This is a genomic window from Psychrobacillus antarcticus (assembly GCF_029533155.1).
Classification (GTDB): domain Bacteria; phylum Bacillota; class Bacilli; order Bacillales_A; family Planococcaceae; genus Psychrobacillus; species Psychrobacillus antarcticus.
In genome coordinates, this window is sequence record NZ_JAIZDB010000004.1 from 109,623 (window position 1) to 130,824 (window position 21,202).

A 21,202-nucleotide genomic window follows, 5' to 3' on the forward strand; every position below is an offset into this window, starting at 1 on the left:
TCGCAGAGACAAGTGAAGATTGATCCCGCATTTATGGGCAGTAACTCTCCTATACCAAATTTTGACCTATCTAACTAAGTATAAATGGTATAAACTGCCCGTAAAAGCCAGAATGGTTAAACTAACAATTAATGGGGAAAAGAACCCCCCATTGATTGAGGTTTCACTTTTACTTATCTAAGCTCTTTTGGTGTTTGATACATCAAAAGAGTTTTTTTCATGTATATAGGACTGGTATAGTTTTACTAGAGCGCGTTTTTCAATCCGAGAGACGTAACTCCTAGATATTTTTAGTTGCTTAGAAATATCTTTTTGAGTCATCGGTTCATGCCCATGTAAACCATATCTTCGAATGATGATTTCGAGTTCCCTGTTTTCAAGATGAGACAAATGTCGATATAAATTTTTAGTATCTTCTTCCTCTACCAACTGTTCATCCGTGCTTTTATCGATACCTGGAAGCAGGTCTGTAATCTCTAAAGAGTGACCATCTTTATCCGTTCCAATTGGTTCATGAAGCGAAACATCCTTTTGTACTTTCTTTAATGATCGCAAATACATTAGTATTTCATTTTCGATACATCTGGCAGCATATGTGGCTAATTTTGTTTTCTTCGTCGGTGTATAGCTATTGACAGCCTTCATCAGACCAATTGTACCAATTGAGATATAATCGTCTAGTAGTTCATGTTTTGGGTGGAATTTTTTTACGACATGGGCAACCAATCGCATATTCCGTTCGATAAGTTCGTCCCGAGCCGATAAATCGCCGCCTATAAAACGATCTATCATTACTTTTTCTTCTTCCGGAGTGAAGGGTTGATGAAATGCCTGGCCTTTCAAATAACCAAGAACGAGAGGGAATTCTACAAAGATGCTTATAAAGGCAGTCATTAGACCTGTCATGAGGTTCACCTCCATCTAGTTGTTAGACCAGTATATGTCGAAAGATGGCAGAATATGAAAAAAGCGACCGCAAATTCGCAGCCGCTTTTCTTATTAAACTTTTCTTAATGTAAATGTACTGATCATCAATAATGCGAGGATAATGAATAAAAACATGTACGACACGGATGGTACATATTCTATTGCAAAATAAGATAGTGTTAAAATCACACCTGCCACAGTAATTGGTAGACCTGTAAAAAAACCATTCGATTCAGAAATATTAAATCGTGCGAGCCTGAAAGCACCACATGCTATATAGATGACGGTTATTATCATTCCAGTAACACTAAACTCATGCAATACTAACGAATATATCAGTAACGCAGGAGCTATCCCGAATGAAATGATATCGCTCATGGAATCTAGTTGTTTGCCTAATTCGGATTCAAGATGGAGTTTTCTTGCTACAATTCCATCAAATCTATCTAAAAGGCCAGCTATAAATATAAATAACACACTGAACGTGTAATTTTCATTCATCGTTGCCATGATGGCTGCACCACCAAATGCAAGGTTGCCAATGGTGACCATATTCGCCGCATGTGATTTCAATTTTTTTACTGTTTGATACATTGCATTTTGTAAAAACATTGTAAATCACTCCTTTACAAATAACGTATTTGTTCATTATACTTCGATTAAGTAAAAATAGTAAGTTTAATTTTTCCTAGGGAGCTAAAAAATGAGAGAACGATTATATCAAACCATGATTGAATTAACGAATGGGAAATGGTCCTCTTCGCTAATCCGAAGCTTTACACAATCCAAAAAAAGCAAACGTCTGATTCCCAACTATATTAGGCATTTCAATATATCAACCCATGATACGATACAAAAAAGTAATGAATTCACCACTTTACATGACTTCTTTATTCGTAAGGTTAAAGCAGAGAGTCGTCCGATTGATCAGAAAATGGCTAGCATTATAAGCCCGGTTGATGCTACAATAGAAACTTTTGGGGATATTACAGAGGACGGGCTCTTTTATGTAAAGCAAAAAACCTACACGTTACAGGATATGCTAGGTTCAGAAGAAATAGCTTCATTCTTTCGAAAAGGAAAATATATTGTTTTATACTTAAGTCCAGCCGAATATCACCGAATACATGCTCCAGTAGATGGTAAAGTCATAAATCAATATATTCTTGGGAAAAAATCATACCCAGTTAATAAATGGGGACTTCAATTTGGAAAACAAACGATAAGTGGGAACTATCGCATGTTAACGGAACTAGAAATGCCTAACGAAAAAAAATGTATACATATAAAAGTAGGAGCTATGTTTGTAAATTCTATTGAGCTTACGAATAATTCTACCGTATGGAATAAAGGAGAAGAAATTGGGTATTTCTCCTTCGGATCGACTGTTGTTATGCTGTTTGAAGCAGATAGTGTGGAGTTCTCCAGTCTTGTTCATCCTGGCAAATTTGTCCGAATGGGTGAGAATGTAGCAAATATGCTATAATCATTAATAAGAAAAAGCCTCGAATTGGAGTGTTCGTCTTTGTATTCAAATTTTATACCTAGTGAATTTGTTAGAAGTGTCTTTCACATATCACCAGAACTGTTAAAAGATAAAGGAATTAAGGCAATCATTACAGATTTAGATAACACATTAGTTGAATGGGATCGACCAGATGCAACCCCTAAATTAATCGAGTGGTTCGCAAGTATTAAAGCTGCTGGGATTCAAGTAACGATTGTTTCGAATAACAATGAGCTGCGGGTTAAATCCTTTGCAGACCCACTTGGAATTCCTTTCATATTTAAGGCCCGTAAACCACTTGGAAAAGCATTTCTCCAAGCTTTAAGTATTATGTCGGTGAAAAGAGAAGAAGTAGTAGTCATTGGTGATCAGTTATTAACCGATGTATTTGGTGGGAATAGATTAAAACTCCATACGATTTTAGTCATTCCGGTTGCAAAATCAGATGGAGTTGTGACCAAATTTAATCGTATGGTAGAACGAAGAATTTTTAGTTACTTGGACAAAAAAGGCCAAGTTACATGGGAGGAAGAAGCGTGACAGAAGCACCAAAATGTATCGGTTGCGGTACAATAATTCAAACAGAAAAATTAGGAGAACCTGGTTATGCACCAGTTTCCTCTTTAGAAAAAGAAGATATAATATGTCAGCGCTGTTTCCGATTGAAAAATTATAATGAATTACAACCAGTTTCCTTGACAGATGATGATTTTCTACGAATTTTAAATAATTTAGGAATGCAAAAAGGGTTAATCGTTAAAATAGTGGATATCTTTGATTTTAACGGTAGTTGGTTGCCTGGTTTACATCGTTTTGTTGGCAAAAACCCTATTTTGTTAATTGCTAATAAGGCAGATTTATTACCTAAATCAGTGAAAAAAAATAAAGTCATCAATTGGATGAAACATGAAGCTAAAAAACTAGGTTTATCTCCGATTGATGTATTATTTGTGAGTGCGCATAAAGGAACAGGTATGACAGAAGCAATGGAAGCAATCGAACATTACCGAAAAGGTGAAAATGTGTATGTTGTTGGTTGTACAAATGTTGGTAAGTCCACATTTATAAACCGTATTATTAAACAAGCTACTGGTGAAGATGCCGTTATCACAACCTCGCATTTCCCTGGAACTACATTAGATATGATTGAAATTCCACTAGACGATAAAAAATCTTTGTTCGATACTCCTGGTATTATTAATCATCATCAAATGGCGCATTTTTTAGATCCATCGGAATTGAAATTTATTACACCTAAAAAAGAAATCAAACCAAAAGTATTTCAGTTAAATAGTGAACAAACACTCTATTTTGGTGGTTTATCTCGTTTTGACTTTATTAAAGGTGAACGTGCAGCTTTTACTTGTCATATAGCAAATGATATTCCCATTCACCGTACAAAATTAGAGAATGCGGATAATTTATATAAAGAGCATAAAGGTAAATTATTATCTCCCCCTAGTGAGGAGTTTGCTGATCTATTACCTCCTTTAGTTCGTCATGAATTTAAGATTAAAGAGGATAAAACAGATATCGTATTTTCAGGTTTAGGTTGGATTACTGTACAACGTGGTGGAGTAATTGTAGCGGCGCATGCACCTGCAGGCGTAGAAGTATCATTACGTCCATCGTTAATATAGGAGGGATAGGTTTGAAAAAATGGTTTGCTGTCATAGGAAATCCTATATCCCATTCCTTATCGCCTACTATGCACGAAACATGGTTAAAGCAGCTCAATTTAGATGCAAGTTATATTCCCATTCATGTGGAATTAGATCATTTAGAGCAAGCTGTGGAATCGTTAAAGCTTTTAGGATGCAACGGTTGGAACATAACCGTCCCTTTTAAAGAAGCGATTATTCCTTTTCTGGATGCAGTGGATGATTCTGCTAGAGGAATTGGTGCAGTAAATACTGTAGTGAAAACAAAGGACAATAAATATGTTGGGTATAATACCGACGGGTTAGGTTTTATTGAATCCCTTGGTACAATCTTACCTGAACATAATATATTGCTGCTTGGAGCTGGAGGAGCTGCGCGCGGTATAGCTCATGCTTTCAAAAGTCTTGGTTTCATACAGCTTACAATTGCGAATAGAACGTTAGCAAAAGCAACTACTTTAGTCGATGAACTGAAGATAGGACAGGCAGTGACTCTCAAGGATGCTGAAAATACATTGAACGAGTTTGATATTGTTGTTCAAACTACCTCATTAGGGATGAAAAGTAACGATGCATCGTTACCAATTCAGCTAAATCGATTAAAAGAGAATGCAATTGTTGCGGATATCGTATATAATCCTTTAGTTACCCCTTTTTTAGAGGAAGCAAGGAAATACAATGTTCGAACAATTAATGGTCTAGGAATGCTTGTACATCAAGGAGCACTGGCCTTTTCATATTGGAATGGGATGAAACCCGATACTGATGGGATGATCCAACAATTGGTAGAGCAAATAGGAGGAAATTATGTTAACAGGTAAACAAAAAAGATTTTTACGTAGTCAAGCACACAATCTAGCACCGATTTTTCAAGTCGGTAAAGGTGGAGTGAACGATGCGATGATTAAACAAATCGGAGAAGCACTTGAAGTTCGCGAGTTAGTTAAAATTAGTATTTTACAAAACTGCGAAGAAGATAAGCATGAAGTAGCGGTAGCACTTGCAAAAGGGACTAGAGCAGAGCTAGTACAACTGATTGGTTTAATGGTAGTGCTGTATAAACCATCTAAAAATAATAAACGAATCGAGCTTCCAAAAGCGAGTCGTGCATGAGAAAAAAAGTAGGGATTTTAGGCGGGACTTTTAACCCGCCGCATATTGGTCATTTGATTATTGCAAATGAAGTACTGGATGCATTGAAACTAGATGAAGTACGTTTAATGCCAAATGCTACCCCTCCTCATAAAGAAATTCAAAATAAAATCACAGCTAAGCAACGTCTGACTATGGTGGAATTATCTATCAAAGAGGTTCCCATGCTAAAAATAGAAACGATTGAAATCGATCACGGTGGAACTTCCTATACTTACGATACGATGGAGCTTCTTAGAAAACGTGAACCGCAAACTGATTTTTATTTTATCATCGGTGGAGATCAGGTAGAAGATTTACCAAAGTGGTATCGAATCGAAGAACTTATCCAAAATGTGCATTTAGTAGGAGTTCCAAGACCAAATAATTTGCTTGAAACTGCATATCCTATAGTAACTTTAAATATTCCTCAAATCGATTTGTCTTCAACTACCGTTCGAAATCGAATCGCGAATGGTGAAACTACTCAGTTTCTTATTAATAATGCTGTTCGGGATTTCATCCGAAAGGAGAAGTTATATGAAACATGAGCAATTACTGGAGCAGATGAAAAGTCGAATGCCCGAAAAGCGGTTTATACATACAAAAGGTGTTGCTGAAACAGCTATTCAATTGGCCAAAATGTATGGAGAAGATGTGGATAAGGCAGAGATTGCAGGAATTTTACATGATAGTGTGAAGTATGCCGAGAAAGAATGGTTGAGATCCATCATCATTTCAGAAAAAATGAATCCATTATTATTAGATTTTAATTATGAACTATGGCATGCACCTGTTGGTAGTTTTGTCGCAAGAACTGAGTTTCTAATTACGGACCCGGATATTTTGCAAGCTATCGAGTTTCATACAACGGGTCGAGCTGGTATGTCCAAATTAGAGAAAATAATATATGTCTCGGATATGATTGAGCCTAGTCGGAAATTTTCAGGAGTCGAATTTTTACGCGAAAGAGCAAGGGTTGATTTAGAAGATGCAATGACCAATTGTATAAGGCATAGTATTTCATTTTTAATAGAAAAAAAACAACCGGTATTTCCGGAATCATTTCATTGTTACAATGATTTGATACAAAGAGAGGAAAAGTGAAAGAATGACAGCTTCAAATTCATTAATAGAAATCGCTTATAAAGCAGCGGACGATAAAAGAGCAGAGGATATTGTAGTTTTAAATATGCAGGGAGTTTCTTTACTTGCTGACTACTTTTTAATCTGTCACGCGAACTCAGATCGCCAGGTTCAAGCAATTGCAAAAGAACTAGAAGACCAAGCCTTCAAAGCAGGTATTAATGTAAAACGATTAGAAGGTTTTGATGAAGCTAGATGGATTCTAGTTGATATGGGTGACGTTGTAGCACATGTATTCCACAAGGATGAACGTGCTTATTATAATTTAGAAAGACTTTGGGGAGATGCTCCATTGATCGAAGTTGGGCAAGATGCTTAATGTCTTCGTATGAACAATTTGCTTATATTTATGATTCGTTAATGTCCGATATTCCGTATAACAAATATGCGGAATGGGTACAACAGAACGCTCCTTTAGCAACTTCCAAAAAATTAGTCGATATCGGCTGCGGGACGGGAGTTCTCAGTACTCTGTTTGCAAAAGCTGGATATGAGGTAATAGGAGTAGATTTATCAGATTCTATGCTGACGGTTGCCCAAAATCGAAGCTTTGAAAATGGTACAGATATCACTTTTATATGTCAATCAATGGCTGAAATAGAAGGTGTAGATGAGGTAGATGTAGCGGTAATAGCTATTGATTCCCTTAATTATCTGGAGACATTAGAGGAAATAGAGCAGACGTTTCAACGGTTATTTGCCGCTTTAAATCCAAATGGACAATTGTTTTTTGATGTCCATTCGCTTTATAAAATGGATGTTATTTACCCAAATGGACCTTTTACTTTTGAGGATGATCAGGTTGCTTATCTCTGGCATACAGAGTCAGGGGAAGAAGAGCATTCTATCTATCATGATATTACTTTTTTTGTTCGCGATGAATCCGGTTATTATGAACGATTTGAAGAATCCCACTACCAACGTTCGTACCCTATAGAAACTTTTATAAGTCTTCTTGAAAAAGTAGGTTTTTCTACCGTGAACGTCCGTGATGATATTTTCGGGAATCCTACAGAAGAAGTGGATAGATGGTTTATCCATGCTGTAAAATAAATAGCGATTAAAAAAGGGAATTCCTTAGTTGAAGAAGTGAATAAAATTGGACCACACATATCTAATATGTGTGGTCCTTTTAAAAAGAAAGTATATAAAATACAGCATGAACATTGTTTTTACAGGACTTTAAGACATAATACTACTGATTTGCGTTACATGTGGAGAACAAAGGCTAAGTGCGCCACCTCTCAAAAGGAAAAGTCAAATGGTAATTACAAAGCCCTTCGAAAACAGTAGAAACAGGTTTAGATCCTAGAGGACCGGGCGGTTTTTTGCCCGGTTTTTCTTATATATCTACCAAAGTAAAATTCGGTTATTGTATATTCCGATGCGTTACTTTTTCCTGCCAAACATGCTGAATAGCTAAGATTGGATGATACACCAACATCCACGGACCAGAAAAACGCATCACTATCTTTATTTTTTTACGATATTTTGGTGTCGGTTCTTTTTCCTTGAGAATTCTTGGTCCGTTATTTAATTCTCTTTTTCGTTTATTTGTATTAGTTGCAGTTAAAGTCATCTTTATATTTCCTTTCATTAATCGTTGTATTGGATGATGTACTATACTAAAAGTATATCAAGGAATTTATTCGTAATAAGTGAACTAAATCACACGGGTTAAGAAGTTATTCACATTATTTCATAGCCTCTTTAAAAATAACTCTTTTCAACTAGAGCTAAATTTAGTATAGTCTTCATAACTCCATATAATTATCCTCTTATGAAAGAGGCTGATGAATCTGATCCAACTGTTTATCCAGAAATATAAGAAAAAACTATTACTCCCAGTAGTAGTTATAGGAATAATACTGTTTATCAGTATGCAATCCTTTTTAAATTCGGCACCCCCCAAAGCCGATTCCATTCAAACTATCCCATTAAAAGAAAGTTTTACCGAAGAAGAAACAATTGAATATGTAGAGGACCCTATTGTGTTCGTGGAAGTAAAAGGCGCTGTTATAAAGCCAGGAGTCTATGAACTTTCCGAAGGAGACCGCGTATTAAATGCGATTGAAATGGCTGGAGGCTATTTGGTGTCTAGCAACTCTAAACAGATCAATCATGCAGAGCGTGTGAAAGACGAAATGGTTATTTATGTTCCGGAAGAGGGCGAAGAAGTAGAAGAAGCGTTATTAGCTACTAGTAGTTCGCAATCTTCTTTAGTAAACATTAACAATTCAGACGCCACACTTTTGTCTACTTTACCAGGTATTGGAGCAGCTAAAGCGGCGGCTATTATCGCTCATCGTGAGCAGTCTGGGCCCTTCAAAGTAAAGCAGGATTTGATGAAAGTAACGGGTATCGGACAAAAAACGTATGAGAAACTCGAACCACTAATATCAGTTAAGTAACAAATGGATTATTGAAGTTTGTTGGACAAACTACTACACTTAAAGAAATGCTTATTATGGGGGTAGTTATATGGAGAGAATAACTTGGGATCAATTTTTCTTGGCTCAGAGCCATTTACTTGCACTTAGAAGTACATGTACTCGTCTTGCTGTTGGTGCTACGATTGTGCGGGATCGACGAATTATGGCAGGAGGATATAATGGTTCTATTTCAGGTGGTGACCATTGTATTGATCATGGATGCTATGTTGTAGATAATCATTGTGTTAGAACGGTACACGCAGAGATGAATGCCCTTTTACAATGCGCTAAATATGGCATTACAGTGAGTGGTGCTGACTTGTATGTAACTCATTTTCCTTGTCTTCCGTGCACAAAATCCATCATTCAAGCTGGTATTAGTCGTCTGTACTATGCACAAGATTATAAAAACAACGCCTATGCTATTGAATTATTAAATAAGGCTGGAGTGGAGGTTATTCATGTACCTTTCGATGAAAGAAAGATAGATTTCTTAAGTGATGAAAAAGTTGCGCTTTACACAGAGCTGATTTCAAAGTTAAGAGAAAAAGGAGCAAGTAGTGAAGAATTAGAACCATATGAAACGAAGGTGACAGAACTATTTGGTTTAAAAAATTCCATGGAAATTTAATATATATAGCTATAACAGCTGTAATTGGTGCTTTAGCTGCTTACGATTCTACTCGTATCCTTTTCTTCCTGTTTGTAATTCTATCTCTACTTTTATATAAACAGTTTCCAATATCATTTATAGCCCTTACTTTAAGCGTAGGGGTTGGTTGCTTTTTTTATACGGAACAGAGAATACCAGTTCCTCCACAAGAGCAAAATGTAACCCAAATTACATGGACGGACACTTACCGCATTAATGGAGGCACTATACGTGGTTTCGCTCTATCGGAGAACAAGGATAAATGGTACGTTCAGTTAAAACTGGAAAGTGAGCAGCACAAGGAAGCATTCATCGAACATTCGGTTGCGGGATTAACGATGAATGTTGTTACGGAAGAAATTTCTAATAGACCAAAGGCACATTTATATGCATTTGATATAGAGGATTATTTGCAAAGCAATGGCTCTGTCGGACAACTTCAGATTTCTCAATATGATCTAATTGGACAGAAGAAAGACTTTATAACTTTTATGGCAAGCCGGCGCTTTAAGATGAAACAGCATATCCAGGAACACTTTCCATTATCTCTTCAGGCTGAGGCTGAGGCGCTTTTAATAGGTAGTAGGGAGCAAATGCCTAGCGATATGCAAAATGCCTACCAGACACTCGGTATAACGCATTTATTCGCTATCTCTGGTCTTCATGTCGCACTAATTGTTTGGTTAATGTATGAAATGATGATTCGTTCAGGTATTAGGAGAGAAACCGCAAACTGGGTGTTAATAATTGCGCTTCCACTATATGCTTTGCTTGCTGGAGGTGCACCTTCCGTATGGAGATCTGTTTCTGTCACAGAAATCGTATTAATCTCTATGCTTTTTCAAAGGAAAATTGCAATAGAAGATGCTTTTTCACTCAGTATTATCGGATTTGTCTTTTTAACACCTTGGATTATATTCCAAATTGGTTTTCAACTCTCCTATTTAGCCGCATTTTCACTTATTTATTCCTCGATTTTATTGAAATCCAGTCAATCTTATTTAATACATTCTTTTATCATTACTGCAGTTTGTCAACTTATCGTTTACCCTATTCTTCTCTATCATTTTTATGAGATTTCTATTTCTTCATTCCTCGCTAATTTAGTATTTGTGCCACTATTTTCATTTCTCATTTTACCTCTTAATCTGCTGTTATTAGTGTTAACGTTTCTATTACCTTTCCTCTCTAATATATTATTTATCATATATGAACCCAGTCGAAATTTACTTGATATTTTCATTTTGAACTTAGCTACATTACCATTTCAAATGTGGAATCCGATGAAGCCACAGCCCTGGATGATACTGTTAGCATACATTAACGTACTTGTCGTGCTTCTTTCGTTAGAAAGGAAAAAGAAAGTTTTTTTAAACAGTCTTTTTTTCTTCTTTACTTTAGTAGTGATTCAGGTAGCACCTTATATGGATTCTTCCACAAGAATTACCTTTGTAAATGTTGGACAAGGTGATTGTGTACTGATCGAGATGCCTTACCGAAAACAAGTGATAATGATTGATACTGGTGGTTTACTAAGATTTGATCAAGAAATGTGGAAGCAAACAAATGAACCGTATGAAATTGGCCGACAGATTGTTTTGCCTTTTTTAAAGGGAAAGGGTATTAACACGATCGATACACTTATTATTACGCATGCGGATGCTGATCATATGGAAGGGGCAGAAGAGGTTTTAAGGGGAGTAAAGGTGAAGGAGATTCATATTACACCTGGATCTGCGGGGAAAGAAGTAATGGATGATTTATGGATGGAAATAGAGAAACAACGAATCCCAATCTATGAAAAGAAGGCTGGAGATATGATCTTATCGGATTATTTCCTTTTTCAATACTTATATCCAATGGAAGAAATATATGAAGGGAACAATGATTCACTCGTACTATCTATGAGAAATAATAATTTTCATGGATTATTCATTGGAGACTTAGAGGAACAAGGAGAGTTAGATTTAGTGGAGCATTATTCGAAAGGAATACAGCAAATTGATGTATTGAAGGTAGGTCATCATGGCAGTAAAACGTCTAGCAATGAACTGTTTTTAACATTAGTTCAGCCGCGTCTAGCGATTATACCAGCAGGATTTGAGAATCGCTACGGTCACCCGCATCCAGAGGTGGTCGAGCGTTTAAAAGAGTTGCGAATTCCATACTTGCAGACGGGAACTGATGGTACTATTGAAGTCGAAATTAATAAAAGTGGAGACATGTTTGTTACAATTCATGACTAACCTAAAATAGTGAAACAATATAAATACACCTTCGAAAATGGGCACTTGAAACAAGGACTCAAATCGAAGGTGTTTTTTGTATCTCACATTGCTAGGTCGGTTCATAGTTAATAATGTTCATTTGTTCATTAATTGAAAATAGGAACAATTTGGATACATATAGATGGTATACTTAATTCTGTTGGTAATATTTGTGAATTAAGTTATATGAAGGAGACTGGAAAATGATATTGAAAAAAATGATGGCGGCCAGTGTGTTAGCAACCATACTTTTAGTAAGTGCTTGCGGAAATACTGAAAGTGAAGATTCTGCTGAACGGGAAAAAAAAATAAAAGAGATAAACACAGAAATTGAAAAGGAAGTAGAGAAAGAAGTAGAAAAAGTAGAAGAAACCGAAGTAGAGAAAGTAGAAGAGATAGATGACATCACGGTAAGTTCAGATGAAATTCTAAATCCATACATTGCAGAAGTTACTGGTGGGGATGTTGAAATCGTATTTTCAAATACAAAACCCGATATGAAACATATATTTGGTGACGGAGTATCAATCCAGATTGACGGATATCAAATTGTACATGTAACAAATATGAATGAATCAAAAAAATATGAATTTCAAGATCAAGATGAAGGCTATGTGCTTACATATAAAATGACATTAGATAATCAACTGAATGAAGATGTCTTTTTCAATGCAAGTTCAATGCTGTTATCGGATGATGCTACTGAAAACTTATTTATGAAAGCACACTTTGTAGACCGTGAACAATGGATGAAAGATGACTCAAATGAAGTTGTCAGACAATATTCCAAAGGGAAATCATTCACAGGAATGCAAGCATACGCGATGACGAAAGACCAATTTGACAGAATAAAGGCGCCGACATTAACAATATCTCAACCTTTTTTAAACGACGATACTAGTAAACTCATAGGAAAAGAAGCAGTATTTAAGTTGCCATTTTCGGAAGTAGCGACAAAAATATCTACTATAGTTCCGGAGAATTATGCTGATAAAATGGTCACGGACAATATCGCAGACAAAGTGCTATTTTTTTCGAATGAAGATATTAATGAGGAAAAAGAGATAGACGGTGTCAAGGTAGTCTTAAATGGCGTCCAATATGCAAAGATTACACCGACTACTGCACATGCATCCAGATTTAGTAATTTTGGCGAAGGGCCACTCGTGGCGTTAACAGCTAAGTTTACAGTAAAAAACGATAGTGATTTATCTTTTTCTAAGTTTCTAATTGAAAAGCAGCTTATTCTTGACCAAAACCGTGGTACGATGCGTTCGGAAGGTATGTTAGAGCCTACCGTTAATGGTGACATGAAGCCAGGTGACTCAGATGAGGTGCTTGCTGTATTTATATTTAGGGAAGATGAATTTAATTTATTAAAAGAGCTCGATTTACAATTTGGTCCGCTTAAAGATGATAAAGCAAATAAGTTATTTAAAGAAAAATCGGTTACATTTAAGTTACCAATAAAATAGTTAGTGATAATTCTGATATTAAATGTAAAATGTACATTTAATATCAGTTTTTTATGTAAATGAAAAAAGATTTTACCTCTATGAGGCAAAACCTTTTTCATGTTCAATCAGTATAATAGAATAAATCTAACTAATTGAAGTTTTACACTTATCGAGCTGCGAACTCAATAACGGTTGCAATAATAAACATGACTGCGAAAAAACCAAAGGAGACTACAAAACCTACACCAGAGTCGATCGCGTCGTTACGTTTCGACTGGACATTTTGTTCAAACTCATTCATTGTTACCCCTCCTATTTCCACCTAATTATAAAGGAACACCTATAAAAAATCTATATACAAACTTTTCTTTTTCCAGTATGACATATAATGTCACAATTTAGCCAGGTATTTACGTTATAATGAAATGTAACTATACATAGCAAGGAGCACTTAGCATGATTTCAGAAAAGTGGATGCAAATATCTAATAATAAGATTTCTTCTGTGTATTTATTATACGGCACTGAGGCGTATTTTATCGAAGAAACATTAATAAGAATGAAAAGACAATTAAGTAAGCAAGGGGAATTAGAAGTTATCACCTTTGATATGGAGGAAAGCAAAGTAGATGAAGTAATGTATGAAGCAGATACTATTCCTTTTTTCTCCGATAAAAAACTTGTAATTGCAAAAAATGCATTCTTTCTAAAGTCTACAGAAAAAGGAAAAGAAAAAATTATTCATGATACGGTAAGTCTAGAAACTTGGCTGAAATCTCCTTCCCCATCAGCAATTACCGTTTTTATAGCACCATATGAGAAACTGGATGAACGTAAGAAAATTACGAAGGCCATGAAGCAAGCAGCTAATGTAATTGAGTCGGCTAGTTTACAGGTTCATGATTTGAAGGGTTGGATCTTACATGAACTCTCTACTCATGGTAAAACGATGTCTGATAAGGCTATAGATTGCCTTATTGAACTTGGTGGAACCGATCTTGTCCATCTTCAAACAGAGTTAATAAAGATAGCTACTTTTGTTGGTGAAGAGCAAGAGATTGACATGGATACGATCAAAAAATTACTCGTTCGCACATTAGAGCAGGATGTCTTTGCATTAGGAAATGCGTATTTTTCGGGGAATAAAGGTGAAGCAATTGAAATTTATCATGATTTGTTGAAGCGGAAAGAGGACCCTTTGAAATTAAATGCGTTAATTGCATCGCAAGTTAGATTAATGGTACAAGTAAGTCATTTAAAGAAAAAAGGCTACCACGCACAACAAATTGCCAATCAGCTGAACGTACATCCGTATCGAGTCAAGTTATTAATAGATCACCCAATGCTTCACAATGAACAAAAACTATTACAAACACTAAATGATCTTGCGACTGTAGATTTACAGTTAAAAACACTTAATATAAACCGAGATAGAATTTTAGAAATGTTTTTGCTGAAATAATAAGGAAAAGATTGATAATCTTTGTTTACTGACCTTAATAAAAACTTTATTTTTTAAGAAAAACCAGTCATAAAGCGTCCGGTCTTTTAAGTTCAAAACCTGTTTCTATAGTTTTCGAAGGGCTTTGGACAGATGTTTTGCTAACGGAAATCAGTAGTTGTATTTATTCATTCTTTCGCTCAAAAACACAATGTACCCGGAACAATTTTATATATTTATTTTGAACAAAAAAATAAAGACTATCCGATTTAATCGGATAGTCTTTTTCTTTATTACGCTTTTTTCATTAATTGAGACTTCTTACGAGAAGCTGCGTTTTTATGAATTAAACCTTTTGAAGCTGCTTTTTCAACTTGTTGAATAGCAGTTTTAATAAGATTATTTGCGTTTTCTTCGCTGTTAAGAGCGGCAGTTTCAGCTTTTTTTACAGCAGTACGCATTGCTGATTTAGCTTTTGCATTTTGAGTGTTTAATCTCTCATTTGTCTTAACACGTTTAATAGCGGATTTAATGTTCGGCATACCTTTCACCTCCTAAAATGGGTCTGAGATGATACATTTCTTTCTAATACAACAAGCATTATTTTAACAAACTGAAAAGCAAATTGCAATATATAAATGCAAAGAATATTTACTTGACACTTCGACCACACTAAAACAGAGGTGATTATATGTGGGGAAGAACTGATTTATTAGATGAATCGGATGAAATGGTAAAGCATCGAACAGGCGAAGAAAAAAGCAAACTTAAAAACTCCGAGGGAATTTCATTCGATGAAAAACGAGAGGGCGCAGTACTTGTTACATCTATTGAAGTAAATGAAGAGGGAGAAAAGAAGATAGGGAAGAAAAAAGGAAAGTATATTACATTAACGGATTTGACGGTGAGTCCAGATAATGAAGATAGTTTCAAACCTATTGAAAAAATATTTATCGAAAAGCTTAGAGAGATGCATCACGACTTAAATCTATCAAAGGATTCTAAAATTTTAATCATTGGTTTAGGTAATGCAACAATCACACCTGATGCCATTGGTCCAAAGGCAATTGAGTATTTACAAAGTTCTTCATTGACGGAAAGTGTGGAGCGAGTAAAGGTAGTTATGTATGCGCCAGGAGTTACTGGACAAACCGGTTTTGAAACGAGTGATTTTATCGAAGCGATTAGTAAAGCATTTAAACCGGATTTAATCATTGTATTAGATGCTTTGGCAGCTAGAAATAGCGAACGTTTATGCAAAACGATTCAACTAACAAATACTGGGATACATCCAGGATCAGGGGTAGGAAACCAACGAAAAGAAGTTTCCGAAGACGTATATGGTGTACCTGTAACAGCTATTGGAATACCGATGGTTGTAGATGGACCAGTTTTATATGCGGATGCGATGGAACATGTAATTCATTATATTGCTTCTAAGATTGAAGAAAAAGGTAGCCCTTCCTCTGCATTAGCGGTTACGCCAATGGTATCTAGTAAAAAACCGAACATTGACAAATCTGTCCTTCAACCAGTTTTTGGTGAGTGGGTTACATGGCCAATTGAAGAAAAAAGAAAGTTATTTGAAGAAGTATTTGTTGGTAAAAACCCATCCTTATTTGTAACGCCTAAGGAGACAGATGCGTGGGTTGAACACTATGCGTATATACTTTCGAATGGAATAGAAAGTTGGATTACAACTAGATAAAGTGTTCTAAAAATGCTGCTCTCTTCATACGATTGTGTGAGGAGAGTGGAAATTATGGCTAAGTCCTTAAAGAATGTAGTTAGCATTTTATTACTTTTATTTTTAGCACCCATTATTATTGCAACCGTCCAAACGCCTCTTTTTCCGCAAGAAAAGCAACAAACAGAAACAAAAGAAGTGACACCAAAAGAGGAAAGTAATGCTGTTGTCGTCTATGCCGCGCAGTTAGAAACAAAAACTGCTGTTGCTGAAATTTTGGAACCCAAAAAAGCTTTTGTCTATTTTACACATTCACACGAAGCCTATAAACCCATTTTAGCTGCTAAAGGTGAAAAAGTTGCTACGTATCATCCAGAAAATAATATTACGTCATTCCAAGATCAGATAACTGCTCAATTTGCATTTCATCAATTAGAAACCGTTATATTAGGGCAAGAAACTACAGGAGATGCGAGGCAGTATAACTCGATACGACCTTTTGTAGAGGATGCATTAGCCCATAATGAGTATGATATCGTCTTAGACCTTCATAGAGATGCTGTTAACGCAAATATTGCAACCCTAAAAGTTGGGGAAGAGAGTTATGCCAAGTTATATTTTGTTGTTGGAGGAGCACATCCCAACCACAAATGGAATGAGCAGCTAGCTCAAAACCTTTCAGACCAGTTAAATAAGTTAGTACCAGGAATTTCTAGAGGTGTGGTTATAAAGTCTGGAAAAGGGGTAGATGGGGTCTATAACCAAGATTTATCGAAGAATGCTATATTAATAGAATTAGGTGGTATAGACAGTACAGAAGTGGAAGTAAATAGAACTATTGCCATCTTAGCAAAAGCTGTTTCAAATCTTTTTCATCAACAAATAACATCCTAACATTGATGAATCGCTTGTTCACTGCTATAATTCATTATAGTTTAATTAGGAGTGAACAAGTATGAATAATGAAGACAGACTGGCACGACAGAAAAAAATACGTAACTTTTCGATTATTGCCCATATCGACCATGGAAAATCAACACTTGCAGATCGGATACTAGAGAAAACACAAACAATAACTTCACGTGAAATGAAAAGTCAACTTCTTGACTCAATGGATCTGGAACGTGAACGCGGTATTACAATTAAATTGAATGCTATTCAATTGACTTATAATGCAAAAGACGGGGAAGAGTATATTTTCCATCTGATTGATACTCCAGGACATGTCGATTTCACTTATGAGGTGTCTCGTAGCTTAGCTGCCTGTGAAGGAGCTATTTTGGTTGTAGATGCAGCACAGGGTATTGAAGCTCAAACACTTGCCAATGTTTATTTGGCCTTAGATAACGATTTAGAAATACTACCTGTTATCAATAAAATTGATCTTCCAGCAGCGGATCCAGAACGTGTAAGAGCCGAAGTAGAGGATGTCATCGGTTTGGATGCATCCGAAGCAGTTTTAGCTTCTGCAAAAGCAGGAATTGGTATCGAAGAAATTCTAGAACAAATTGTAGAAAAGGTACCAGCACCAACTGGAGATCCAAATGCACCATTAAAAGCATTAATATTTGACTCCTTATTTGACCCTTACCGTGGAGTTATCGTTTACATCCGTATTATGGATGGTACAGTCAAACCGGGCGATACGATCAAAATGATGTCTTCAGGGAAAGAATTTGAAGTAATAGAAACGGGAGTATTTACTCCCAAAACAACACAGCGCTCAGAGTTGACTGTTGGGGATGTTGGTTTTTTAACAGCCTCTATGAAAAACGTAGGCGATTCAAGTGTCGGGGATACGATTACATTAGCTGAAAATCCTGCAACAGAAGCATTAGTTGGATATAAAAAGATGAATCCTATGGTATTCTGTGGATTGTATCCGATCGATAATACAAAATATGTAGATTTACGTGATGCTTTAGAGAAACTACAATTGAATGACTCTGCACTTGAATTTGAGCCAGAGACTTCGCAAGCTTTAGGTTTTGGATATCGCTGTGGTTTCTTGGGTCTACTACATATGGAAATTATTCAAGAGCGTATTGAACGTGAATTCAACATTGACCTAATTACTACTGCGCCTAGTGTTATCTATGATGTGAAACTTACAAACGGAGAAATCCTAAAAGTGGACAACCCATCTATGATGCCGGATGCACAAAAAGTAGACAAAATTGAAGAGCCATATGTTAAAGCATCTATTATGGTCCCAGAAGAATATGTTGGTTCAGTTATGGAACTTTGTCAGCGTAAACGTGGGAACTTTATAACAATGGATTTCTTATCTAAAGCTCGTGTGAATATTATTTATGAAATTCCACTATCAGAAATCGTGTATGACTTTTTTGATTCATTAAAATCTAGTACAAAAGGCTACGCTTCTTTTGACTATGATTTAATAGGTTATAAAGAATCTAAATTAGTGAAAATGGACATTCTGCTTAATAGTGAAAAAGTTGATGCTCTTAGCTTTATCGTGCATAGCGACTTCTCTTATGAACGCGGTAAACTTATTGTTGAAAAGCTAAAAGCACTAATCCCGAGACAACAGTTTGAAGTTCCTGTACAAGCTGCTGTCGGTCAAAAAATTGTTGCTCGTTCAACGATTAAATCAATCGGTAAGAACGTTTTGGCAAAATGTTATGGTGGAGATATTTCTCGTAAACGTAAACTTCTTGATAAACAAAAAGAAGGTAAAAAACGTATGAAACAAGTAGGATCTGTAGAAGTTCCTCAAGAAGCCTTTATGGCAGTTCTGAAAATGGACGAGCCAAATAAATAACAAAACAAAGGGGGAGGCACTAGCAGCCCCCTTTTTCCTTTATGGAAGAAGAAAGTAGGGATAGTTATGGTACGAGGCGTATATATACATATTCCTTTCTGTCATCAAATTTGTAATTACTGTGATTTCAATAAATTTTTCTTTCATAACCAACCAGTGGATGAATATATTGAGTCACTTGGAAAAGAAATGGAATTATGGCAAAATGATCTAGAGAAAGCGAAGATTGAAACAATATTTATAGGAGGTGGTACTCCCACCTCTTTAACAGTGGATCAATTAGACCGATTATTATCATTAATTCTTCAACATATACCGATGGAACACGTAACAGAGTTTACATCGGAAGCTAATCCAGATGAACTTACACTTGAAAAAATGCAGAAGATGCGTGAGTTTGGTGTGAACCGGTTAAGCATGGGTGTTCAAACCTTTAATCAGGACCTTTTAAAAGTTTTAGGTAGAACTCATTCGAATGATCATGTCTATGAGGTGATCGAATATGCCAAACAAACTGATTTTCCTTCTATTAGCATTGATTTGATGTATGGCCTTCCTAACCAAACGATGGACCAATGGAAAGCATCTTTGCAGGAAGCGTTCCGCTTGAAAATTCCACATATTTCTGCCTATTCTCTTTTAGTAGAACCAAAAACCATCTTTTATAATCTTCTATCCAAAGGGAAACTATCTCTACCAGGTGAAGACTTAGAGGCAGAGATGTATAGTTATCTGTTAGAGGAAATGAAGAATAATGGTTATTCTCAATATGAAATAAGTAACTTCGCGTATGAAGGGAAAGAATCGAAGCATAATTTACTGTATTGGAACAATGATGAATATATTGGATTAGGTGCAGGAGCTCATGGATATGTGAATGGTGTGAGATATTCGAACCACGGACCAATAAAAAAATACATGCAGACAATCGATTTAAAGGACAAACCTCTCCTGATGCAAAAAGAAGTAACCGAAGTGGAAAAAATGGAAGAAGAAATGTTTTTAGGGTTAAGGAAGAACGAGGGAGTATCTCTTGAATTGTTTGAGGAAAGATATGGTCTCACTCTTCGAGATGTTTATGGAAAAGAACTAGATGTATTACTGGAAAAGGAATTATTAGTCCTAGAAAATAATTTTGTAAAGCTTACTACCCGTGGAAGATTTATGGGAAATGAAGTGTTTCAATATTTTCTAAAATAAATAAAGCTAAATCGTTGACAGTTTTCTGTAGATTTGATAAGTTTTATATGAGTATTAGCACTCTCTTCGAGCGAGTGCTAACAGAGGTGATAATCATGCTAACAAACAGGCAGTTATTAATTTTGCAAGTAACGGTAGATGATTTTATCGATACGGCTCAACCAGTTGGATCTCGTCAGCTTTCGAAAAAGGAGGAAGTACCATTTAGTCCTGCTACTATTCGAAACGAAATGGCAGATTTAGAAGAAATGGGCTTTTTAGAAAAAACGCATACCTCGTCGGGTCGCATCCCTTCACAAAAGGGCTACCGTTATTATGTCGATAATATGTTAACTCCTCAACGAATTTCGCAAAATGAGATACAACAAATTCGTTCTATTTTTGAGGAACGAAAGGTGGAGACGGAGCAAATAATTCGTAAATCCGCTGAAATTATTTCAGAACTAACGAATTATACCTCTATTATGTTAGGCTTAGATGTGAGAAAACATCGTGTCAAACGATTTTCGATTGTACCACTTTCGAGTGATTCTGCTGTTGCTATAATTGTTACGGACAGTGGTCATGTAGAAAATCGTGTATTTTCTATCCCTGAAAATTTTCAGGCATCCGACATCGAACGTACGGTCAATATGATTAACGAACGACTAGTTGGGGTTTATTTGCATGAGTTACCTGTAATGCTTGAAGCAGTTACGCTGACAGTATTGCAACAAAATAACGGTCGACTTAATAATCTATTCGGATCGCTCAACCAAGCTATGTCTATTGAGCATGAAGAAAAAGTGTATTATGGCGGGAAGCTGCAAATTTTAAACCAACCAGAATTTAACGATGTAGAGAAAGCACGAAGTATTATGAATTGGATGGATCATGTAAATCAAATTCCAGGTATTTTCCATTTGGATAA

At 35.9% G+C, this 21,202-nt stretch carries 24 protein-coding genes; 19 read left to right on the top strand and 5 right to left on the bottom strand.

Annotated features, from left to right (window positions below):
- Positions 1-177 precede the first annotated feature (177 nt).
- Both sigK and pssA read right to left on the bottom strand, forming a co-directional pair.
- Positions 178-906 (bottom strand): RNA polymerase sporulation sigma factor SigK, encoded by a 729-nt coding sequence (gene sigK / locus LDK52_RS03275; protein ID WP_277584520.1) that lies wholly within the window; start codon positions 904-906, stop codon positions 178-180.
- Positions 907-999: 93 nt separating this feature from the next.
- A complete protein-coding gene (pssA, locus tag LDK52_RS03280) occupies positions 1,000-1,539 on the bottom strand; it encodes a CDP-diacylglycerol--serine O-phosphatidyltransferase (protein WP_277584521.1) in 540 nt (179 codons plus the stop codon).
- A gap of 91 nt (positions 1,540-1,630) precedes the next feature.
- On the opposite strand from pssA, the gene LDK52_RS03285 reads away from it, so the two are divergent.
- The 9 genes from LDK52_RS03285 to LDK52_RS03325 are packed head-to-tail and all read left to right on the top strand — an operon-like array spanning position 1,631 to position 7,425.
- Positions 1,631-2,413: a phosphatidylserine decarboxylase gene (locus LDK52_RS03285; protein WP_277584522.1), complete on the top strand. Its 783-nt coding sequence runs from the start codon at positions 1,631-1,633 to the stop codon at positions 2,411-2,413.
- 39 nt (positions 2,414-2,452) lie between these two features.
- Entirely contained in the window at positions 2,453-2,974 is a 522-nt protein-coding gene (locus LDK52_RS03290) for a YqeG family HAD IIIA-type phosphatase (RefSeq protein ID WP_277584523.1), read from the top strand.
- The gene (gene yqeH, locus LDK52_RS03295) at positions 2,971-4,074 is read left to right on the top strand and encodes a ribosome biogenesis GTPase YqeH (RefSeq protein ID WP_277584524.1); all 1,104 of its coding nucleotides are present in this window, start codon (positions 2,971-2,973) and stop codon (positions 4,072-4,074) included. Before LDK52_RS03290 ends, yqeH begins: the two co-directional genes overlap by 4 nt.
- Positions 4,075-4,085: 11 nt before the next feature.
- Positions 4,086-4,916, top strand: coding sequence for a shikimate dehydrogenase (gene aroE, locus LDK52_RS03300; protein WP_277584525.1), 831 nt, complete (start codon positions 4,086-4,088; stop codon positions 4,914-4,916).
- Positions 4,903-5,208: a ribosome assembly RNA-binding protein YhbY gene (gene yhbY, locus LDK52_RS03305; RefSeq protein WP_277584526.1), complete on the top strand. Its 306-nt coding sequence runs from the start codon at positions 4,903-4,905 to the stop codon at positions 5,206-5,208. The genes aroE and yhbY overlap by 14 nt, the downstream gene beginning before the upstream one ends.
- Positions 5,205-5,777 (top strand): nicotinate-nucleotide adenylyltransferase, encoded by a 573-nt coding sequence (locus tag LDK52_RS03310; protein ID WP_277584527.1) that lies wholly within the window; start codon positions 5,205-5,207, stop codon positions 5,775-5,777. Before yhbY ends, LDK52_RS03310 begins: the two co-directional genes overlap by 4 nt.
- A complete protein-coding gene (gene yqeK / locus LDK52_RS03315) occupies positions 5,767-6,333 on the top strand; it encodes a bis(5'-nucleosyl)-tetraphosphatase (symmetrical) YqeK (protein ID WP_277584528.1) in 567 nt (188 codons plus the stop codon). The genes LDK52_RS03310 and yqeK overlap by 11 nt, the downstream gene beginning before the upstream one ends.
- 4 nt (positions 6,334-6,337) lie before the next feature.
- Positions 6,338-6,691 carry a ribosome silencing factor gene (rsfS, locus tag LDK52_RS03320; protein WP_277584529.1) on the top strand — a complete coding sequence of 118 codons (354 nt, stop codon included), beginning with the start codon at positions 6,338-6,340 and terminating at the stop codon, positions 6,689-6,691.
- On the top strand, positions 6,691-7,425 hold the full coding sequence (locus LDK52_RS03325; protein ID WP_277584530.1) for a class I SAM-dependent DNA methyltransferase: 735 nt from the start codon (positions 6,691-6,693) through the stop codon (positions 7,423-7,425). Before rsfS ends, LDK52_RS03325 begins: the two co-directional genes overlap by 1 nt.
- Positions 7,426-7,741: 316 nt before the next feature.
- Here LDK52_RS03325 and LDK52_RS03330 read toward each other — a convergent pair whose 3' ends face one another.
- Positions 7,742-7,951: a nitrous oxide-stimulated promoter family protein gene (locus tag LDK52_RS03330; protein ID WP_277584531.1), complete on the bottom strand. Its 210-nt coding sequence runs from the start codon at positions 7,949-7,951 to the stop codon at positions 7,742-7,744.
- A gap of 214 nt (positions 7,952-8,165) precedes the next feature.
- On the opposite strand from LDK52_RS03330, the gene LDK52_RS03335 reads away from it, so the two are divergent.
- The 4 genes from LDK52_RS03335 (at position 8,166) to LDK52_RS03350 (ending at position 13,198) form a co-directional block, all read left to right on the top strand.
- Positions 8,166-8,783 (top strand): helix-hairpin-helix domain-containing protein, encoded by a 618-nt coding sequence (locus LDK52_RS03335; RefSeq protein WP_277584532.1) that lies wholly within the window; start codon positions 8,166-8,168, stop codon positions 8,781-8,783.
- Positions 8,784-8,853: 70 nt separating this feature from the next.
- On the top strand, positions 8,854-9,435 hold the full coding sequence (locus LDK52_RS03340) for a ComE operon protein 2 (RefSeq protein WP_277584533.1): 582 nt from the start codon (positions 8,854-8,856) through the stop codon (positions 9,433-9,435).
- 248 nt (positions 9,436-9,683) lie between these two features.
- The gene (locus LDK52_RS03345) at positions 9,684-11,702 is read left to right on the top strand and encodes a DNA internalization-related competence protein ComEC/Rec2 (RefSeq protein ID WP_277584547.1); all 2,019 of its coding nucleotides are present in this window, start codon (positions 9,684-9,686) and stop codon (positions 11,700-11,702) included.
- Positions 11,703-11,926: 224 nt separating this feature from the next.
- Positions 11,927-13,198 carry a DUF5068 domain-containing protein gene (locus tag LDK52_RS03350; RefSeq protein ID WP_277584534.1) on the top strand — a complete coding sequence of 424 codons (1,272 nt, stop codon included), beginning with the start codon at positions 11,927-11,929 and terminating at the stop codon, positions 13,196-13,198.
- Between the two features lie 148 nt (positions 13,199-13,346).
- On the opposite strand, the gene LDK52_RS03355 is transcribed toward LDK52_RS03350, so the two are convergent.
- Positions 13,347-13,481, bottom strand: a complete 135-nt coding sequence (locus tag LDK52_RS03355; protein ID WP_277584535.1) for a YqzM family protein — start codon at positions 13,479-13,481, stop codon at positions 13,347-13,349.
- Positions 13,482-13,636: 155 nt separating this feature from the next.
- On the opposite strand from LDK52_RS03355, the gene holA reads away from it, so the two are divergent.
- Entirely contained in the window at positions 13,637-14,641 is a 1,005-nt protein-coding gene (holA, locus tag LDK52_RS03360) for a DNA polymerase III subunit delta (RefSeq protein WP_277584536.1), read from the top strand.
- 272 nt (positions 14,642-14,913) lie between these two features.
- On the opposite strand, the gene rpsT is transcribed toward holA, so the two are convergent.
- On the bottom strand, positions 14,914-15,162 hold the full coding sequence (gene rpsT, locus LDK52_RS03365) for a 30S ribosomal protein S20 (RefSeq protein ID WP_277584537.1): 249 nt from the start codon (positions 15,160-15,162) through the stop codon (positions 14,914-14,916).
- 149 nt (positions 15,163-15,311) lie between these two features.
- On the opposite strand from rpsT, the gene gpr reads away from it, so the two are divergent.
- From gpr to hrcA, 5 genes are all read left to right on the top strand, one after another.
- Positions 15,312-16,328, top strand: a complete 1,017-nt coding sequence (gene gpr / locus LDK52_RS03370) for a GPR endopeptidase (RefSeq protein ID WP_277584538.1) — start codon at positions 15,312-15,314, stop codon at positions 16,326-16,328.
- 54 nt (positions 16,329-16,382) lie between these two features.
- The gene (gene spoIIP / locus LDK52_RS03375; protein ID WP_277584539.1) at positions 16,383-17,201 is read left to right on the top strand and encodes a stage II sporulation protein P; all 819 of its coding nucleotides are present in this window, start codon (positions 16,383-16,385) and stop codon (positions 17,199-17,201) included.
- A gap of 61 nt (positions 17,202-17,262) precedes the next feature.
- A complete protein-coding gene (gene lepA / locus LDK52_RS03380; protein WP_277584540.1) occupies positions 17,263-19,092 on the top strand; it encodes a translation elongation factor 4 in 1,830 nt (609 codons plus the stop codon).
- A 66-nt stretch (positions 19,093-19,158) separates the two neighbouring features.
- Positions 19,159-20,292, top strand: a complete 1,134-nt coding sequence (gene hemW / locus LDK52_RS03385; RefSeq protein WP_277584541.1) for a radical SAM family heme chaperone HemW — start codon at positions 19,159-19,161, stop codon at positions 20,290-20,292.
- A 95-nt stretch (positions 20,293-20,387) separates the two neighbouring features.
- On the top strand, positions 20,388-21,202 hold an 815-nt coding region (gene hrcA / locus LDK52_RS03390; protein WP_277584542.1), incomplete at its 3' end, for a heat-inducible transcriptional repressor HrcA.

Coding starts and splice junctions, on each gene's coding strand:
- LDK52_RS03335 (WP_277584532.1), top strand. CDS start 8,166: ATGAATCTGATCCAACTGTTTATCCAGAAATATAAGAAAAAACTATTA.
- yqeK (WP_277584528.1), top strand. CDS start 5,767: ATGAAACATGAGCAATTACTGGAGCAGATGAAAAGTCGAATGCCCGAA.
- holA (WP_277584536.1), top strand. CDS start 13,637: ATGATTTCAGAAAAGTGGATGCAAATATCTAATAATAAGATTTCTTCT.
- LDK52_RS03340 (WP_277584533.1), top strand. CDS start 8,854: ATGGAGAGAATAACTTGGGATCAATTTTTCTTGGCTCAGAGCCATTTA.
- rpsT (WP_277584537.1), bottom strand. CDS start 15,162: ATGCCGAACATTAAATCCGCTATTAAACGTGTTAAGACAAATGAGAGA.
- pssA (WP_277584521.1), bottom strand. CDS start 1,539: ATGTTTTTACAAAATGCAATGTATCAAACAGTAAAAAAATTGAAATCA.
- LDK52_RS03350 (WP_277584534.1), top strand. CDS start 11,927: ATGATATTGAAAAAAATGATGGCGGCCAGTGTGTTAGCAACCATACTT.
- hemW (WP_277584541.1), top strand. CDS start 19,159: ATGGTACGAGGCGTATATATACATATTCCTTTCTGTCATCAAATTTGT.
- LDK52_RS03285 (WP_277584522.1), top strand. CDS start 1,631: ATGAGAGAACGATTATATCAAACCATGATTGAATTAACGAATGGGAAA.
- LDK52_RS03310 (WP_277584527.1), top strand. CDS start 5,205: ATGAGAAAAAAAGTAGGGATTTTAGGCGGGACTTTTAACCCGCCGCAT.
- LDK52_RS03355 (WP_277584535.1), bottom strand. CDS start 13,481: ATGAATGAGTTTGAACAAAATGTCCAGTCGAAACGTAACGACGCGATC.
- rsfS (WP_277584529.1), top strand. CDS start 6,338: ATGACAGCTTCAAATTCATTAATAGAAATCGCTTATAAAGCAGCGGAC.
- yhbY (WP_277584526.1), top strand. CDS start 4,903: ATGTTAACAGGTAAACAAAAAAGATTTTTACGTAGTCAAGCACACAAT.
- spoIIP (WP_277584539.1), top strand. CDS start 16,383: ATGGCTAAGTCCTTAAAGAATGTAGTTAGCATTTTATTACTTTTATTT.
- LDK52_RS03325 (WP_277584530.1), top strand. CDS start 6,691: ATGTCTTCGTATGAACAATTTGCTTATATTTATGATTCGTTAATGTCC.
- gpr (WP_277584538.1), top strand. CDS start 15,312: ATGTGGGGAAGAACTGATTTATTAGATGAATCGGATGAAATGGTAAAG.
- LDK52_RS03330 (WP_277584531.1), bottom strand. CDS start 7,951: ATGACTTTAACTGCAACTAATACAAATAAACGAAAAAGAGAATTAAAT.
- sigK (WP_277584520.1), bottom strand. CDS start 906: ATGACAGGTCTAATGACTGCCTTTATAAGCATCTTTGTAGAATTCCCT.
- lepA (WP_277584540.1), top strand. CDS start 17,263: ATGAATAATGAAGACAGACTGGCACGACAGAAAAAAATACGTAACTTT.